Genomic DNA, 16,915 nt, shown 5'->3' with positions numbered 1-16,915 from the left:
AGAGGGGAGGGGAGGGGCGGGACCTTCGTACGATCCGGACTGTGAAGACCGACGAGCTCCTCCTCCGCCGCGCCGCCGCCTCCGATGCCGCCGAGGTGGCCGAGGTGTGGCTGCGCTCCTACGCGGCGGCCCTTCCGGACGTGCGCCGGGCCCACACGGACGAAGAGGTCCGGTCCTGGATCCGGCACGTGGTCGTGCCCGGTCAGGAGACCTGGGTGGCCACGGCCGACGGCGCGGTGGTCGCCATGATGGTGCTGGGCGACGAGGAGCTGGACCAGCTCTACGTCGATCCGCCGTGGCGCGGCCACGGCATCGGCGACCGTCTCGTGGAGCTGGCGAAGCAGCGCCGCGCGACCGGCCTCGCACTGTGGACGTTCCAGGTCAACGCCCCGGCGCGACGCTTCTACGAACGGCACGGCTTCGTGGCGGCCGAGCGGACGGACGGCACGCGCAACGAGGAGCGGGAACCGGACGTCCGCTACGTCTGGCACCCGGCGCCCTGACCGTCGTCACGCCGCCACGGGGGCGAAACGATGGAGTTCGTCCTGGCCGGGCTGGACGACGCCGTAGCTGCTCTCCGGCACCTCGTTCCAGGCGCCGGGCAGGTCGCCGAGGGGCTCGGAGACGACGAGGCGGGTCTCGTCCGACACGTCCCGCAGGAAGGCGACGTCGGGATGGAGCTTGCGCAGGGCCTCCACCCGGCTGCTGTAGAACAGCGAGCGGGAGGCGTGCGCGCTGGAGTAGCGGAAGGCCCAGAGGCGCTCGCCGTCGGTGAGGGCGAGCGTCATCTGGAGGGGGAACTCCACCCCGTGCTCACGGCCGACCCGTTCCACCACGCCCGCCATCGTGGCGACGGCGGAGGGCGGGTCCCGGTCCAGGCCGAAGGTGAGGGCCAGGTGGAACATCACCTCGGAGTCCGTCGTGCCCTCGATGCCGGCGTAGAGCTCGGGATCGACGAGCATGGTGAGGTCACGGCGCATGAGGTGGAACCCGGCGATGGCGCCGTTGTGCATGAACATCCAGCGCCCGTGCCGGAACGGGTGGCAGTTCGACTGCTGCACGGCCGTCCCGGTCGACGCCCGGATGTGGGCGAAGAACAGCGGGGACCGGACGTGGTCCGCCAGCTCCCGCAGGTTCCGGTTGTTCCAGGCGGGGCCGACGTCCCTCAGCAGTGCCGGGGTCTCGTCGTGCTCCGAGTACCAGCCGACGCCGAACCCGTCGCCGTTGGTGGTCTCCACGCCGAGCTTGGAGTGCAGGCTCTGGTCGATCAGGGAGTGGGCCGGCTTGTACAGGAGGGTGTCGAGGAGCACCGGCGTCCCCCGGTACGCGAGCCATCGGCACATGCGTGATCACCTGGATCCCTGCCGGATCGGCGGGCGGCCTCGCGCCCGGCGTCCGGCCCTCCCATTCTCGGCGCCCTCCCCACGGGCCGCCACACCGACGCCGCCGGGACGCCGGGCCGGCGGTCGCGCGGACGTCCTGGCAGACGGGGCCCGGGGCGCGTGAGGAGGGCGGCGAGGACACGTCACGCGCCGGAAACGACGGGGCAACGCGCCCCCGCCAGGATCGGCGCATGACGGAGCCGGACAGCGCGTTCGCCAGCACCGCGGGGCTGCTCGTGAGGATCGCCGGACAGCTCGGGGCCCAGCTGGCCCAGGTGCGTCCGTACGACCGCCGGCAGCGGAAGCACGACGAGGAGGTATGCCCACCGATGAACGTTCCCCCCCTCGCCGAAGAGAACCACACCGCACCGGCGGCCCCTGCCACCCCCGTCTCCGCGTCGCCCGCACCGCCCGCGCCGGCCGTGGCCGCCTCGGCCGCGCCCACGCCGCCCGCGCCGACCGCCCCTGCCCCTGCCGCGACCGCCTCCGCCGCGCCCGCATCGCCCGCCCCCGCGCCGGCCGCCCCCGTCCTCGTCGCCGTGGGTCACGGCAGCCGCGACCCCCGGGCCCGGGCCGCCCTGGCCCGCCTCCTCGACCGGGTCCGCGAGCTGCGCCCCGGGCTCGACGCGCGCCTCGCCCACATCGAGCTGAACGCCCCCCTCCTCGACGACACCCTCGCCGAGCTCGCCGCCGACGGGGGCGGGGGCGCCGTCCTCGTCCCCCTCCTCCTCGCCCCCGGCCACCACGTCACCCACGACCTCCCCGCCGCCGTCGCGGCCGCGCCCACCCTCCGGGCGCGGATCGCCGACCCCCTCGGCGCCCACCCCCTCCTCGTCGAGGCCCTCGCCGACCGCCTCGCCGAGGCCGGCTGGACGCCCGGCGACCTGGGAGGAGCCGGCGTCGTCCTCGCCTCCGCCGGCTCCCGCGACCCCCGGTCCGGCGCCGTGATCCGCCGGATCGCCGCACTCCTCGGCGAGCGCCTCGGCGGCGTCCCCGTCGTCCCCGCGTACGCCTCCGCCGCCGCGCCCACCGTCCCCGAAGCCGTCCGCGCGCTCACCGCCCGGGGCCGGCACCGGATCGCCGTCGCCTCCTGCTTCACCGCCCCCGGCCGCTTCGCGACCCGCGCCGCCGCCGACGCCCCTTGGATCGCGGCGGACCCGCTGGGCGCCCACCCGGCCCTCGCCCGCCTGGTCCTGCACCGCTACGACCACGCCCGCACCACCCTCCCCGTACGGGAACTCGCCGCCGTCTGAGGTTTCCTGTCGGCCCCTCCGGTTACCTTCGACGCATGGCAGGCATCGAGGACACCAAGGACAGCGCAGACATCACCGACACCCCCGGATACGACGAGACCGCGACCGAACGCTGGGCCGCGGAGCCCGACAAGCGCCCCGGGCGCACCGCCTTCCAGCGTGACCGCGCCCGCGTGCTGCACTCCGCCGCGCTCCGCAGGCTCGCCGGGAAGACGCAGGTCGTCACCCCCGGCACCCGGAGCCACGCCTGGGACGCCAGCCCCCGCACCCGCCTCACGCACTCCCTGGAGTGCGCCCAGGTCGGCCGGGAGCTGGGCGCCGCCCTCGGCTGCGATCCCGATCTCGTCGAGGCCGCCTGCCTCTCCCACGACATGGGCCACCCGCCCTTCGGGCACAACGGCGAGCAGGCGCTCAACGACGTCGCCAAGGACTGCGGCGGCTTCGAGGGGAACGCCCAGTCGCTCCGGCTCCTCACCCGCATCGAGCCGAAGCGCTTCGTGAAGGACGCCGACGGGGAGCTCGTCAGCGTGGGGCTGAACCTCACCCGCGCCGCCCTCGACGCCGCCACCAAGTACCCGTGGCCGCGCGGCGGCCACCCCGAGGACCCCGGCTCGCCGAAGTTCGGCGTGTACGAGGACGACCTGCCCGTCTTCGAGTGGATCCGGCAGGGCGCCCCCGCCCACCGCAAGTGCTTCGAGGCCCAGGTCATGGACTGGTCCGACGACGTGGCCTACTCGGTCCACGACTTCGAGGACGGACTGCACGCCGGGCACATCGACCCGAACATGCTCCTCGCCGAGCCCGAGCGCGCCGACATCTGGACGGTGGCCGTCGGCCGCTACGTACCCGAGGACACCGACCCGCAGGAGCTCGCCGAAGCCCTCGACCGGCTCGTCGACCAGGAGTGGTGGCCGCACGGCTACGACGGCTCGGCCGTCGCCCAGGCCCGGCTCAAGGACGCCACCAGCCAGCTCATCGGCCGCTTCTGCCTCGCCGCCGAGGGCGCCACCCGCCAGGCCTACGGCTCCGGCCGCCTCACCCGGTACGGGGCCGAGCTCGTCGTCCCGCGCGAGACCCGCAACGAGTGCGCCGTCCTCAAGGCCGTCGCCGACCGGTACGTGATGCAGCGCCCCCAGCAGGAGGCGCTCCGCGCCGACCAGCGCATCGTCGTGGCCGAACTCGCCGAGGCCCTCGTCGCCCGCGCCCCCGACGGCCTCGAACCGCAGTTCCGGGCCGCGTTCGACACGGCCCGCGACGACCGGGCCCGCAAGCGCGTCCTCGTCGACCAGATCGCCAACCTCACCGACGCCTCCGCCCGAGCCCTCCACGCCCGCCTCCGCACCCCCCGCTAGGACCCTCCGGGCCGGGACGGCCCTCTTCCGCCGTCTCCCTCCGTACGGGACCCTCGCAGGCACGGCCCGGGGAGGTACGACGGGACGAACGCCCGGGGGCGTAGGTTGGAACCGGTCGCAAAGAGGAGGAAACGACGTGGTCGACGCAGATCAGACCTTTGTCATCGTCGGCGGGGGCCTGGCAGGGGCCAAAGCGGCGGAGACCCTGCGCGCCGAGGGCTTCAACGGCCGGGTGATCCTCATCGGCGACGAACGCGACCACCCCTACGAGCGGCCACCGCTCTCCAAGGGCTACCTCACCGGCGCCAAGGAGCGCGACGGGGTCTTCGTCCACGAGGCCGCCTGGTACGCGGCGAACGACGTCGAACTCCACCTCGGCCAGTCCGTCACCGCCGTCGACCGCGAGGCCCGCACCGTCCGCCTCGGCGACGGCACCGTCATCCGCTACGACAAGCTGCTCCTCGCCACCGGCGCCGAGCCGCGCCGCCTCGACATCCCCGGCACCGAGCTCGCCGGCGTCCACCACCTGCGCCGCCTCGCCCACGCCGACCGGCTCCGCCAGGTCCTCGCCGGCCTCGGCCGGGACAACGGCCACCTGGTGATCGCCGGCGGCGGCTGGATCGGCCTGGAGGTCGCCGCCGCCGCCCGCGGCTACGGCGCCGAGGTCACCGTCGTCGAGGCCGACCCCACCCCGCTGCACCGGGTCCTCGGCCCCGAGCTCGGCCAGCTCTTCGCCGACCTGCACACCGACCACGGCGTCCGCTTCCACTTCGGCGCCCGGCTCACCGAGATCGTCGGCCAGGACGGCATGGTCCTCGCCGTCCGCACCGACGACGGCGAGGAGCACCCGGCGCACGCCGTCCTCGCCGCGATCGGCGCCGCCCCCCGCACCGCCCTCGCCGAGAACTCGGGGCTCGCCCTCGTCGACCGGGCCGACGGCGGCGGCATCGCCGTCGACGAGTCCCTGCGCACCTCCGACCCCGACGTCTACGCCGCCGGCGACGTGGCCGCCGCCCACCACCCGCTCCTGCGCACCCGGCTCCGCGTCGAGCACTGGGCCAACGCCCTCAACGGCGGCCCGGCCGCCGCCCGCGCCATGCTCGGACAGCGCGTCTCGTACGACCGGGTGCCCTACTTCTTCTCCGACCAGTACGACCTGGGCATGGAGTACTCGGGCTGGGCGCCGCCCGGCACGTACGACCAGGTCGTGGTCCGCGGCGACACCGGCAAGCGCGAGTTCATCGCCTTCTGGCTCAAGGAGGGCCGGGTCCTCGCCGGCATGAACGTGAACGTGTGGGACGTCACGGAGCCGATCCAGGCCCTCGTCCGCGCCCGTACGGCCGTGGACCCGGAGGCCCTCGCCGACGCCTCCGTGCCCCTGGAGAGCCTGGTCTGACCGGTGCGGGCCACCCGGCCCCGACGTCCTCCGGGGGGCGACCCCCGGACCCCCGTACACTTCATGCGTGGCAGGCAGGATCAACGATGACGACGTGAAGGCGGTACGGGACGCGGTCCCGATCGACGCCGTCGTGTCCGAGTACCTCCAGCTGCGCAACGCGGGCGGCGGAAACCTCAAGGGCCTCTGCCCCTTCCACGACGAGAAGTCGCCCTCCTTCCAGGTCAGCCCCAGCAAGGGACTCTTCCACTGCTTCGGTTGCCAGGAAGGCGGCGACACCATCGCCTTCGTGATGAAGATCGACCACCTCTCCTTCTCGGAGACGGTCGAGCGCCTCGCCGCCAAGGCGGGCATCACCCTGCGGTACGAGGAAGGCGGCTACAACCCCGGCCACCAGCGCGGCGAACGCATCCGCCTGATCGAGGCCCACAAGGCCGCCGCCGAGTACTACGCCGGCCAACTCGGCTCGCCCGAGGCCGAGATCGGCCGGAAGTTCCTCGCCGAGCGCGGCTTCGACCAGGCCGCCGCCGAGCACTTCGGCGTCGGCTACTCCCCGGCCGGCTGGGACCACCTCACCCGCTTCCTGCGCGGCAAGGGCTTCTCCGACAAGGAACTGATCCTCTCCGGCCTCTCCCAGGACGGCCGCCGCGGCCCCATCGACCGCTTCCGCGGCCGCCTCATGTGGCCGATCAAGGACGTCGGCGGCGAGATCGTCGGCTTCGGCGCGCGCAAGCTCCGCGACGACGACAACGGGCCCAAGTACCTCAACACGCCCGAGACGCCGATCTACAAGAAGTCCCAGGTCCTCTACGGCATCGACCTGGCCAAGAAGGACATCGCCAAGGTCAGCCGGGCCGTCGTCGTCGAGGGCTACACCGACGTCATGGCCTGCCACCTCGCCGGCGTCACCACCGCCATCGCCACCTGCGGCACCGCCTTCGGCGGCGACCACATCAAGATCCTCCGCCGGCTCCTCATGGACAACGGCTCGGCCCGCGTCATCTTCACCTTCGACGGCGACGCCGCCGGCCAGAAGGCCGCCCTGCGGGCCTTCGAGGACGACCAGAAGTTCGCCGCCGAGACGTACATCGCCATCGCCCCCGACGGCATGGACCCCTGCGACCTCCGCCTCGCCAAGGGCGACGAGGCCGTCGTCGACCTCGTGCAGCCCCGCACCCCGCTCTTCGAGTTCGCCCTCCGCCAGATCGTGACCCGGTACGACCTGGAGACCCCGGCGGGTCGCGCCGCCGCCCTCGACGAGGCCGCGCCCGTCGTCGCCAAGATCAAGAACGTCGCCTCCCAGCACGAGGTCGCCGTCCAGCTCGCCGGCATGCTCGGCATCCTCGACACCCAGTTCGTGGTCCGGCGGGTCGCCCAGATCGCCCGCTGGCAGCGGCAGGGCGCCGAGCGCGGCCCCGCCCGGCAGCAGCAGCCCCAGCGGACGTACGACACCCCCGCCCCGGCCGCCGCCTCCCCGGGCCCCGCGCTCAATCTGCGCAGCCCCGCCCACCGCACCGAGCGGGAGCTCCTCAAGCTCGCCCTCCAGCGGCCCGAACTGGTCTCCCCGGCCTTCGACGCCTACGGGGTCGACGAGTTCACCGCCCCGCCCTACGCGGCCGTCCGGCAGTGCATCCAGGACGCGGGCGGCGCCACCGGCGCCCCCTCCGACTACCTCGACGCCGTCCGCGAGGCCGCCCCCAACGACTCGGTCCGCGCCCTCGTCACCGAACTCGCCGTCGAGACGATCTTCGCCAAGACCGTCGACGAGGCCTACGCCGGCGACCAGCTCGTCACCGTCCGCCTCCGCGCCGTCGACCGCCGCATCCGCGACGTCCAGGGCACCCTGGCCCGGCTCGGCGTCAACGGCGACCCCGAGCGGCTCGCCGCCGTGCAGAACGAGCTGTGGGTCCTCACCCAGTACGGACAGTCCCTCCGGAACAACGGCGCCGCGGCCCTCTGACACACGGTCGGTCACGCCCCGGTCTCAAAAAGTCACCGCACGCCCCTCGTGGCGGCGATGTGTCGTACCCCACACTGGGTGACGGTGTCGTTCCGCCCCTCCTGGAGGTCGCCCGCCGTGCAGACCGAGATCCAGACCACCCCGCCGGACGAGCAGGCCGAACTCCCCGAGATACCCGTCCAGCGCCGCCGCACCGGCGACCCCGGCGGCAACGGTCCCTCCTCCGACCTCTTCCGCCAGTACCTCCGCGAGATCGGCCGCATCCCGCTGCTCAGCGCCGAGGAGGAGGTCGAACTCGCCCGCCGCGTCGAGGCAGGGCTCTTCGCCGAGGAGAAACTCGCCAACACCCCCGACCTGGACACGCGGTTGGCGATCGACCTGGACCGGCTCGTCGTCCTCGGCCGGATCGCCAAGCGCAAGCTCATCGAGGCCAACCTCCGCCTCGTCGTCTCCGTCGCCAAACGGTACGTGGGCCGCGGCCTCACCATGCTCGACCTCGTCCAGGAGGGAAACCTCGGCCTCATCAGGGCCGTCGAGAAGTTCGACTACGCGCGCGGCTACAAGTTCTCCACGTACGCCACCTGGTGGATCCGCCAGGCCATGTCCCGGGCCCTCGCCGACCAGGCCCGGACCATCCGCGTCCCCGTGCACGTCGTCGAACTCATCAACCGCGTCATCCGCGTCCAGCGCCGCATGCTCCAGGAACGCGGCTGTGAACCCACCGCCGAAGAGGTCGCCGCCCAGCTCGACCTGGCCCCCGAACGGGTCGGCGAGGTCCTCCGCCTCGCCCAGGAACCCGTCTCCCTGCACGCCCCCGTCGGCGAGGAGGAGGACGTCGCCCTCGGCGACCTCATCGAGGACGGCGACGCCGCCTCACCCGTCGAGTCCGCCGCCTTCCTGCTGCTCCGCCGCCACCTGGAGGACGTCCTCTCCACCCTCGGCGAACGCGAACGCAAGGTCGTCCAGCTCCGCTACGGCCTCGACGACGGCAGGCCCCGCACCCTGGAGGAGATAGGGCAGATCTTCGGCGTGACGCGCGAACGCATCCGCCAGATCGAGTCCAAGACCCTCAACAAACTGCGGGACCACGCCTACGCGGACCAACTGCGCGGCTACCTCGACTAGTCGAGCTCCTCGACCGTCAGCGTCCACGGCCCCGCCGCGTAGTGGCGCAGCACCAGCGGGCCGTCCGCGAGCGGCACCGACCTGCGCAGCCTGCCGTTGTCGCTGAGCAGCAGCCGGTCGTCGGTCCCCAGGCTCGTACGGCCCGCCACCTCGTGCGTGTAGAGGCTGATGTAGGCGTTCTCGACCTTCGCGTCGCCGTAGAAGTCGATCCGCAGGTCCGCGGGCCCGCCGGGGTGCAGCAGCGCCTCGGGGCCGTAGCCGTGCAGCACGCCCTCCACCTGGCGGGCCGCCGCGACCGGCAGCACCCGCAGCCGCCAGCGGCCCGTGGCCGTGATCCGGAAGCGCAGCGGATGCTTTCGCGGCGCGTCGAAGACCCGGCTGCCCCGGAAGTCGGGCAGCGGAGAGGCGAAGAGGAAGTCCTCGTCCTTGTTCTTCTCGTCCAGCGGGTAGAGGGAGACGTACCCCTCCCCCTCGTGCGCCAGCTCGACCAGGACGGGACCGGGCGGCACCGAGGGGTCCACGGCGATCACCCGGTGGCCGTGCCCCTCGGCGGTGAAGGGCTCGAAGACCTCGCCGAACTCCCAGCCCTCGACCAGCCGGTACGGCCGTTCCGGCGGCGGGAAGACCCCCGGCAGGTACCCCCCGGGCGGCGGCGCCTGGCGGGGCATCTTCACCACACCGGCCAGCGGCACCGGCCCCGGCAGCACCGGCACCCGCTCGTCCTCGGCGACCTCGACCCCGTACGCAGTGACGAGGCCCGCGAACCCGGAGCCGTACCCCTCCCCGAGACCGTCGAACTTCCAGCCGCCCGCCTCCCGGAAGAAGACACCGAGGACGGCGGCCGACACGTCCGGCACCCCCTCCGGCACGTACGAGAGGACGGGCGTGCCGTCCGGCCCGACCGCGTCGAGCACCGGGGGCTCCCCGAAGCCTCCGTGCCGGCTCCAGCCGGCGACCACGATCCGCTCGACCTCGGGCTCGACCCCGTTCAGATCGAGGACGAGACCCGACGGGCCGGACCACGCCGCCCCCGACGGATGCGTCGGCTGTCCGTGGAAGACCAGATCGGCGTCCCCGCGGACCCGGCCGGACCCGTCGAGGAGCAGCGCCGCCGCCTCGGCCCCCGGTATGCGCACCCGGAGGGCGACCGACGGCACCCAGGAACTCTCAGTTGTGTGACCCATGCCGCACATCATGCGGCACGGGTCACCACCGGGTCAGTCGACCTCGGCGACCGCCTGCGCGAATTGCGCCGCGTACAGCCGGGCGTAGGCCCCGCCGGACGACAACAGCTCCTCGTGCGTGCCCTGTTCGACGATCGAGCCGTTCTCCATCACCAGGATCACGTCCGCGTCCCGGATCGTGGAGAGCCGGTGCGCGATCACGAACGAGGTCCGCCCGGCCGCGAGCCGGGCCATCGCCTTCTGGATGAGGACCTCGGTGCGGGTGTCGACCGAGCTGGTCGCCTCGTCCAGGACGAGGATCACCGGATCGGACAGGAACGCCCGCGCGATGGTGATCAGCTGCTTCTCGCCCGCGCTGACCCCCGCCCCGTCGTCCTCGATCACCGTGTCGTACCCCTCGGGCAGGGTCCGGATGAACCGGTCGGCGTGCGCGGCGCGCGCCGCCTCCTCGACCTCGGCCCGGGTCACCGGGCGCGTGGCGCCGTACGCGATGTTGTCCGCGATGGTGCCGCCGAAGAGCCAGGTGTCCTGGAGGACCATGCCGATGCCCTTGCGCAGCTCCTCGCGGGACATCTTCGCGATGTCCACCCCGTCCAGGGTGATCCGGCCGCCCGTCACCTCGTAGAACCGCATCAGCAGGTTCACCAGGGTCGTCTTGCCGGCACCGGTCGGGCCGACGATCGCGACCGTCTGCCCCGGGTCCACCGTGAGCGACAGGTCCTCGATGAGCGGCTTGTCCTCCTCGTAACGGAAGGAGACGCCCTCCAGGGCCACCTTGCCCTTGAGGTCGAGCGGCTTCTCGCTCGTGGGCGCGTCGGGCTCCTGCTCCTCCGCGTCGAGCAGCTCGAAGATCCGCTCCGCCGAGGCGACGCCCGACTGCACCAGGTTCGCCATCGACGCGACCTGCGTCAGCGGCATCGAGAACTGGCGCGAGTACTGGATGAAGGCCTGCACGTCGCCGATGGACAGGCTGCCGGTCGCCACCCGCAGACCGCCGACCACGGCCACGAGCACGTAGTTGATGTTCGAGACGAAGAACATCACCGGCTGCATCACACCGCTGTTGAACTGCGCCTTGAACCCGGCCTCGTACAGCGCCTCGTTCTGCTCGCGGAAGTCCCTCGCGGACTCCTCCTGCCGGCCGAAGACCTTCACCAGGCCGTGCCCGGTGTACATCTCCTCCACGTGCGCGTTGAGCGCGCCCGTCGACTTCCACTGCTGCACGAAGTGCGGCTGCGAGCGCTTGCCGATCCTCGCCGCGACGAACACCGAGACCGGCACCGTCACCAGCGCCACCAGCGCCAGCAGCGGCGAGATCCAGAACATCATCCCGAGCACGCCGACGATCGTGAGCAGCGAGTTGATCAGCTGGCCCATCGACTGCTGGAGCGTCTGCGAGATGTTGTCGATGTCGTTGGTCGCCCGGGACAGCACCTCGCCGCGCTTCGCCTTGTCGAAGTACGAGAGGGGGAGCCGCGCCAGCTTCGTCTGGACGTCCTCCCGCATCCGGTAGACCGTCCGGTTGATCACCTTGATCGACATGCGGGTGGAGACCAGCATCAGCAGGCCCGCCGCCACGTAGATCGCGAGGGCCCACAGCAGGACCCCGCCGACCGCGCCGAAGTCGATCCCCTTGCCGGGGGTGAAGTCGACCCCGGACAGCATGTCGGCCATGCCGCCGTCACCGTCCGCGCGGAGCTTCTCCAGCGCCTGCGCCTTCGTGACGCCCTCGGGCATGTTCCGCCCGACGACGCCCGCGAAGATCAGGTCCGTCGCCCTGCCGAGGATCTTCGGCCCCACCACGGAGGCCGCCACCGACAGCACGCCCGCGACCAGCATCAGCCAGAGCGTGCCGCGCTCGGGCGCCAGCTGCTTCAGCAGCCGCTTGCCCGAGCCCTTGAAGTCCATGGACCGCTCACCGGACTGGCCCATCATCATGCGTCCGCCAGGACCGGCCATCAGGCTGCCTCCGCCTCGGTCAGCTGGGAGAGCACGATCTCCCGGTACGTCTCGTTCTCCGCCATCAGCTCACGATGCCGTCCGGTGCCCACGACCCGGCCCTCGTCGAGGACGACGATCCGGTCGGCGTCCCGGATGGTGGAGACGCGCTGGGCGACGATCACCACGGTCGAGTCCGCCGTCTCCCGGGCCAGCGCGGCCCGGAGCAGGGCGTCCGTCTCGTAGTCGAGCGCGGAGAAGGAGTCGTCGAAGAGGTAGATCTCCGGCCGCTGCACGAGCGTCCGCGCGATGGCGAGGCGCTGGCGCTGGCCACCGGAGACGTTGGTGCCGCCCTGCGCGATCGGCGCGTTCAGACCGCCCTCCAGCTTGGACACGAAGTCCTTGGCCTGGGCGACCTCCAGGGCGTGCCAGAGTTCCTCGTCGGTGGCGTCGGGCTTCCCGTACCGCAGGTTGGTGGCCACGGTTCCGGAGAAGAGGTAGGGCTTCTGGGGGACGAGTCCGACGGTCTTGGCCATCAGGGCGGGGTCCAGCTTCCGCACGTCGACGCCGTCGACGAGGACCTCGCCGCCGGTGGCGTCGAAGAGCCGGGGCACCAGCCCGAGCAGCGTCGACTTCCCGCTGCCCGTCGAACCGATGATCGCGGTCGTCTCACCGGGCCGGGCGACCAGCCCCACGTCCTTCAGGACCGACTCCTCCGCGCCCGGGTAACGGAAGTCCGCGCCCCTGACCTCCAGATGGCCGCGCCGCAGCAGCTTCGTCACCGGCTCGGCCGGCGGCACGACGCTCGTCTCCGTGCCGAGGACCTCCTCGATGCGCTCCGCGCACACCTCGGCGCGCGGCACCATCATGAACATGAAGGTGGCCATCATCACGGCCATCACGATCTGCATCAGATAGGCGAGGAAGGCGGTCAGCGCGCCGATCTCCATCCCGCCGCTGTCGATGCGGTGCGCGCCGAACCAGACCACGGCCACGCTGGAGACGTTCACGACGGTCATCACCGTCGGGAACATCAGCGCCATCAGCCGCCCGGTCGCCAGCGACACCTCGGTCAGCTCGCCGTTGGAGCCGCGGAAGCGCTCCTCCTCGTACCCGTCCCTCACGAAGGCGCGGATGACCCGGTTGCCGGTGATCTGCTCGCGCAGCACCCGGTTCACCGTGTCCAGCCGCTCCTGCATCGTCCGGAAGAGCGGCCGCATCCTCCGCACGATCAGCGAGACGGCGACGCCGAGGACCGGCACCACCGCGAGCAGCACGCCCGACAGCGGGACGTCCTGACCGAGCGCCATCACGATGCCGCCGACGCACATGATGGGCGCGGAGACCATCAGGGTGAACCCCATCAGGACCAGCATCTGGACCTGCTGGACGTCGTTGGTCGTACGGGTGATCAGCGACGGGGCGCCGAAGTGGCCGAGCTCCCGGGCGGAGAAGGACTGCACCCGGTCGAAGACCGCGCCGCGCACGTCGCGGCCGAGCGCCGAGGCGGTCCGCGCGCCGTAGTACACGGCCCCGATGTTGCAGACGACCTGGACGACGGAGACGCCGACCATCAGGGCGCCGAAGCGCAGGATGTAGCCGGTGTCCCCGTTGACGACGCCGTGGTCGATGATGTCGGCGTTCAGGGTCGGCAGGTAGAGGCTCGCGCACGTCTGCAGGAACTGCAGCAGGACGAGCAGTGCGATGGGTTTTCGATAGGGCCGCAGATGGGTTCGGAGAAGTCTTATGAGCACGGCTCCTACTATCGCCCGCGCCCCGGGAGCGTTACGACTCGGTTTCGGGGCGCGGGCGGAACCCGGGGCGAGCCTTCACGAACCCGGGTGCGCCCCTCAGTGGCCGAACGCGCCCGGGTGGATCTGCTCCCGCGTCGCCACGTACTGCTGCCGCACCGCCTGCCCCGCCGGCAACTCGTCGCCGGGCTCCAGGATCTGCGCGACCGCGCCCTGCCACGGCGGGGGAGCGGACGGGGACAGCGTGCCCCGCGCGACCCCGAGCGCCCAGGCGGCCTGCCGGGCCGCGCCGAGCGCCGCGTAGTCGGCCGGCTGGGGGACGACGACCTGGGCGCCGAAGAGCGCCGGCGCGAGGGCCTGCACGGCCGGCAGGGCGGCCGCCGCGCCGAGCAGGAAGACCCGCCGCACCTCGACGCCCCGCCCGCGCAGCACGTCCATGGCGTCGGCGAGCGCGCAGAGCATCCCCTCGAACGCCGCCCGCGCCAGGTGCTCGGGCTTCATCGACTCGCGCCGCAGCCCGCTGAGCGTGCCCGCCGTGTGCGGCAGGTTCGGGGTCCGCTCGCCCTCCAGGTAGGGCAGCAGGACCAGCCCGGAGGCCCCGGGCGTCGACTTCAGCGCCAGCGCCGACAGCTCGTCCAGCGACTCCGCGCCCAGCATCTCGGCGGTCCCCCGCAGCGCCCGTACGGCGTTGGAGGTGGAGACGACGGGCAGGTGCATGCCGGTGGCGTCGGCGAAGGAGGTGATCGTCCCGCTCGGGTCGGCGAGGGCCTCGTGGTGCACGGCCATCACGGAGCCGGAGGCGCCGAGCGAGACCACCGCGTCGCCGGGGCCGAGGCCGAGGCCGAGCGCGGCGGCCATCGTCTCGCCGGTGCCGGCGGAGACGAGGAGGCCCTCGGGGGTGATGCCGGCGGCCTCGGAGGGCCCGAGGACCTCGGGCAGCACCGCCTGGTGGCCGAGCGCCAGCTCGACGAGGTCGGGCCGGTAGGCCCCGGTCCGCGGGGACCAGTAGCCGGTGCCGGAGGCGGCGCCGCGGTCGGTGGTGCGGCGGGCGGGACGGCCGAGGAGCTGCCAGACGAGCCAGTCGTGGGGCTGGAGGACCATGGCGACCCGCTGGGCGTTCTCGGGCTCCGTACGGGCCAGCCAGCGCAGCTTGGCCACCGGCTGCCCGGCGCCCGGCACGCTGCCGACGGCCTCGGTCCAGGCCTGCCGGCCGCCCAGCGACTCGACGAGGTCGGCGGCGGCGACCTGCGCCCGCTTGTCGTTGCGGACCAGCGCGGGCCGCACCAGGCCGCCCTGCGCGTCGAGCGGCACGAGCCCGTGCTGCTGCGCGGAGACGCCGATGGCCTCCACGCCCTCCAGGAGCCCGCCGGTGGCGGCCTCCCCGAGCGAGAGCAGCCAGTTCTGCGGATCGACGTCGACGGCCTTCGGTTCCCCGGGATGCGCGGCGTACCCCTGCCGCAGTACGGCACCCGTGTCCGTGTCACAGACGACGATGCGTGTGAACTCCGCAGAGCTGTCCAATCCGGCGACTATCCCCATGACACATGATTCTGCCGCACGCGCGGCCCCGGGGCCGCCGGTGCCGCACGAGCGGGCTCACGGACTCAGGTGTTGCCGGCGCCGTACGCGCGGGCTCAGGTGTTGCTGGTGCCCCAGTCCTCCTCGTCGACCTTGCCGTTGCCCATGCCGCGCCCGCGCAGGGCGTGGACCCGGTCGGTCACGGAGGACGGCAGCCGGTCGCCGACCTTGTCGCCCACGAGGTGCACCGCCTTGCCCGCGGCCTGGCGGCCGGTCTGGGCGGCGGTCTCGGCGGCGTTCCGCACGGCCGGGTTCTCGGCGAACTCCTTCGCGGACTTCTTCATCTGCTCGTAGCGTTCGCGTCCGGCCCGCGTGCCGATCACGTAACCGAGGGCGAGTCCCACGACGAACGTCAGCTTGTACCGCACGGCTGCGATCCTTCCCTGGAGGCCCTGGGGATACCGATTGGCGGAGCACCCCCCTGCTTGCGCTAATGTATGTCTCGCAGCGAGCGAGCGCCGCCCGGCAAGGTCCGAGGTGGAGCCGATCGGTGCAACGCAGCAATCCCCTGTAGCTCAATTGGCAGAGCAGCCGGCTGTTAACCGGCAGGTTACTGGTTCGAGTCCAGTCGGGGGAGCGCGATCCCCTGTAGCTCAATTGGCAGAGCATTCGGCTGTTAACCGGAGGGTTGCTGGTTCGAGTCCAGCCGGGGGAGCGAGACGGAAGAGGACCCTTCGGGGTCCTTTTTCGCGTCTCCGGGAACCATCCGGGGCCCGGTGCGGTCTTCATGGACGAGCAGAGCCGATCATCCGGAGCAGGAGATCGTATGAGCGGCTATGCTGCGGCAGACGGCGCGCACACATGTACGCGCCTCACCGTTCGGGGCGGTAGCTCAGCCGGTTAGAGCAGCGGACTCATAATCCGTCGGCCGTGGGTTCGAGTCCCACCCGCCCCACCGAAGAAAAACGTTCTGACCTGCGAAAACGCCCCTGAAGGGGTGTTTTCGCAGGCGGCGTCCACCCCTCGCCCACGAGGTGAGGCGGCGCCCCGGCCTGCCGTACCGGTCCCCGGCCTTCTCCATCTGCGGTGCCAGATGGAACGCAGGTGCGGATCCAGGACGATGATGACACGGCGACCCCCCGGCCCCCGCGTGTGACACGCCGCACACCGAGTCGAAGATCCGGGTCCGCGCCGCCGCCTCGTCCGCCCCCCGTCCCGCCCCGCCTCCGTGGCCGGAGGGCAGGAGCAGCGGAAGCGCAGAGGCGGGCAGAGCGCTCCCGGGAAGCGCGAAGCGATCTCCGCCGCGTACGAGAAAAAACCAGGGAACGGGCGTCGTGTGGCACGCGCCCGAGAAGGCCGGCCCCTGGAGGAATGCGCGCCGTTATACGGAAGCGCGCCACCGGATCCCGACCGCACCAGGATTCAGGGAGAATCCCGACACGGAATCCGGCCGACGAAAATCATCCCTGCTGTGCCCGGGTCCCTCCCGTGCACGTGGCGCGCCCGAATGCGCCCGTGGCGGTGGCGCGCTGGACGTGCTTCTCGTGGATTGCGAGCGCGCAGGACGCCTGCCCGCCCTTCTCGTCGAGGACGAAGGCGACGGACGGGACTTTCCCGAGGGATATGTGAACGGACTTGGTCCAGGGAAGCGTGACGCCTTTCTCCACCGTGACCGTACCGGCCTCGCTGCGGGCGAGATACGAGATATCGGCAGTCCCCGTCCCCGTGACCTCGTACGTCACCTCGGCGGTCGGCACGGCGCGCGGCTTCGGCTGCTCCTCGGTGTCGAGGAGGCCGTAACCGACGAGCCCGAGGCAGGTGAGCAGGACGACGCCGCCGATCAGCAGCCCCCGCCGGTCCGGGGAGCCCGCCGTGCTCTCGGGCTCCTTCTCCTCCTGCACCGCGCTTTCCACGAGTTCATCGGACGACATGAGAGAGCCGGCTTTCGGTCGGTCGGTAGAGGAACCGGCTGGTTATACACCACGCCACAGGCCGAGTGCGAGCGAACGGAGGAATCGGGCGAAGCGCACTCCTCCTGACCGCTTGTTTGTCCTTT

13 protein-coding genes and 3 tRNA genes are annotated in these 16,915 nt (G+C 72.3%); 9 read left to right on the top strand and 7 right to left on the bottom strand.

Annotated elements, in window-relative coordinates; all coding sequences use genetic code 11:
• The first annotated feature begins 41 nt into the window (after positions 1–41).
• Positions 42–503 (top strand): GNAT family N-acetyltransferase, encoded by a 462-nt coding sequence (locus tag ACIGW4_RS08040; RefSeq protein ID WP_399579174.1) that lies wholly within the window; start codon positions 42–44, stop codon positions 501–503.
• Positions 504–509: 6 nt separating this feature from the next.
• On the opposite strand, the gene ACIGW4_RS08035 is transcribed toward ACIGW4_RS08040, so the two are convergent.
• Positions 510–1,343 (bottom strand): class II glutamine amidotransferase, encoded by an 834-nt coding sequence (locus tag ACIGW4_RS08035; RefSeq protein WP_359592476.1) that lies wholly within the window; start codon positions 1,341–1,343, stop codon positions 510–512.
• Between the two features lie 368 nt (positions 1,344–1,711).
• On the opposite strand from ACIGW4_RS08035, the gene ACIGW4_RS08030 reads away from it, so the two are divergent.
• The 5 genes from ACIGW4_RS08030 (at position 1,712) to ACIGW4_RS08010 (ending at position 8,468) form a co-directional block, all read left to right on the top strand.
• Complete coding sequence (locus ACIGW4_RS08030; RefSeq protein ID WP_399579626.1) at positions 1,712–2,635, top strand: sirohydrochlorin chelatase; 924 nt, start codon at positions 1,712–1,714, stop codon at positions 2,633–2,635.
• 35 nt (positions 2,636–2,670) lie between these two features.
• Positions 2,671–3,987 carry a deoxyguanosinetriphosphate triphosphohydrolase gene (locus ACIGW4_RS08025; RefSeq protein WP_359592477.1) on the top strand — a complete coding sequence of 439 codons (1,317 nt, stop codon included), beginning with the start codon at positions 2,671–2,673 and terminating at the stop codon, positions 3,985–3,987.
• Between the two features lie 136 nt (positions 3,988–4,123).
• Positions 4,124–5,383 (top strand): NAD(P)/FAD-dependent oxidoreductase, encoded by a 1,260-nt coding sequence (locus ACIGW4_RS08020; protein WP_123452060.1) that lies wholly within the window; start codon positions 4,124–4,126, stop codon positions 5,381–5,383.
• A 67-nt stretch (positions 5,384–5,450) separates the two neighbouring features.
• Positions 5,451–7,343, top strand: coding sequence for a DNA primase (gene dnaG / locus ACIGW4_RS08015; RefSeq protein ID WP_359592479.1), 1,893 nt, complete (start codon positions 5,451–5,453; stop codon positions 7,341–7,343).
• A gap of 117 nt (positions 7,344–7,460) precedes the next feature.
• Positions 7,461–8,468 (top strand): RNA polymerase sigma factor, encoded by a 1,008-nt coding sequence (locus tag ACIGW4_RS08010; RefSeq protein WP_398708844.1) that lies wholly within the window; start codon positions 7,461–7,463, stop codon positions 8,466–8,468.
• Here ACIGW4_RS08010 and ACIGW4_RS08005 read toward each other — a convergent pair.
• From ACIGW4_RS08005 to ACIGW4_RS07985, 5 genes are all read right to left on the bottom strand, one after another.
• Positions 8,465–9,652, bottom strand: coding sequence for a TerD family protein (locus ACIGW4_RS08005; protein ID WP_399579169.1), 1,188 nt, complete (start codon positions 9,650–9,652; stop codon positions 8,465–8,467). The genes ACIGW4_RS08010 and ACIGW4_RS08005 overlap by 4 nt on opposite strands.
• Before the next feature lie 33 nt (positions 9,653–9,685).
• Positions 9,686–11,611, bottom strand: a complete 1,926-nt coding sequence (locus ACIGW4_RS08000) for an ABC transporter ATP-binding protein (RefSeq protein ID WP_399579167.1) — start codon at positions 11,609–11,611, stop codon at positions 9,686–9,688.
• Positions 11,611–13,344: an ABC transporter ATP-binding protein gene (locus ACIGW4_RS07995; protein WP_123452052.1), complete on the bottom strand. Its 1,734-nt coding sequence runs from the start codon at positions 13,342–13,344 to the stop codon at positions 11,611–11,613. The genes ACIGW4_RS08000 and ACIGW4_RS07995 overlap by 1 nt, the downstream gene beginning before the upstream one ends.
• Positions 13,345–13,440: 96 nt before the next feature.
• Entirely contained in the window at positions 13,441–14,880 is a 1,440-nt protein-coding gene (locus tag ACIGW4_RS07990; RefSeq protein ID WP_123452050.1) for an FGGY family carbohydrate kinase, read from the bottom strand.
• A gap of 95 nt (positions 14,881–14,975) precedes the next feature.
• Positions 14,976–15,287 (bottom strand): hypothetical protein, encoded by a 312-nt coding sequence (locus ACIGW4_RS07985; protein ID WP_093876233.1) that lies wholly within the window; start codon positions 15,285–15,287, stop codon positions 14,976–14,978.
• A gap of 136 nt (positions 15,288–15,423) precedes the next feature.
• Here ACIGW4_RS07985 and ACIGW4_RS07980 point away from each other — a divergent pair.
• The 3 genes from ACIGW4_RS07980 to ACIGW4_RS07970 all read left to right on the top strand — a co-directional run bounded on the left by ACIGW4_RS07980 (position 15,424) and on the right by ACIGW4_RS07970 (position 15,814).
• Positions 15,424–15,496: transfer RNA gene (locus ACIGW4_RS07980), tRNA-Asn, on the top strand.
• A 5-nt stretch (positions 15,497–15,501) separates the two neighbouring features.
• Positions 15,502–15,574, top strand: a tRNA-Asn gene (locus ACIGW4_RS07975).
• Positions 15,575–15,740: 166 nt separating this feature from the next.
• A tRNA-Ile gene (locus ACIGW4_RS07970) sits at positions 15,741–15,814 on the top strand.
• A gap of 505 nt (positions 15,815–16,319) precedes the next feature.
• On the opposite strand, the gene ACIGW4_RS07965 is transcribed toward ACIGW4_RS07970, so the two are convergent.
• Entirely contained in the window at positions 16,320–16,772 is a 453-nt protein-coding gene (locus tag ACIGW4_RS07965; RefSeq protein ID WP_399579164.1) for an MmpS family transport accessory protein, read from the bottom strand.
• Positions 16,773–16,915 lie beyond the last annotated feature (143 nt).

This window comes from Streptomyces sp. NPDC053513, assembly GCF_044544765.1.
GTDB classification, from domain to species: domain Bacteria; phylum Actinomycetota; class Actinomycetes; order Streptomycetales; family Streptomycetaceae; genus Streptomyces; species Streptomyces litmocidini.
This window is presented reverse-complemented; position numbering and strand designations above follow the sequence as displayed.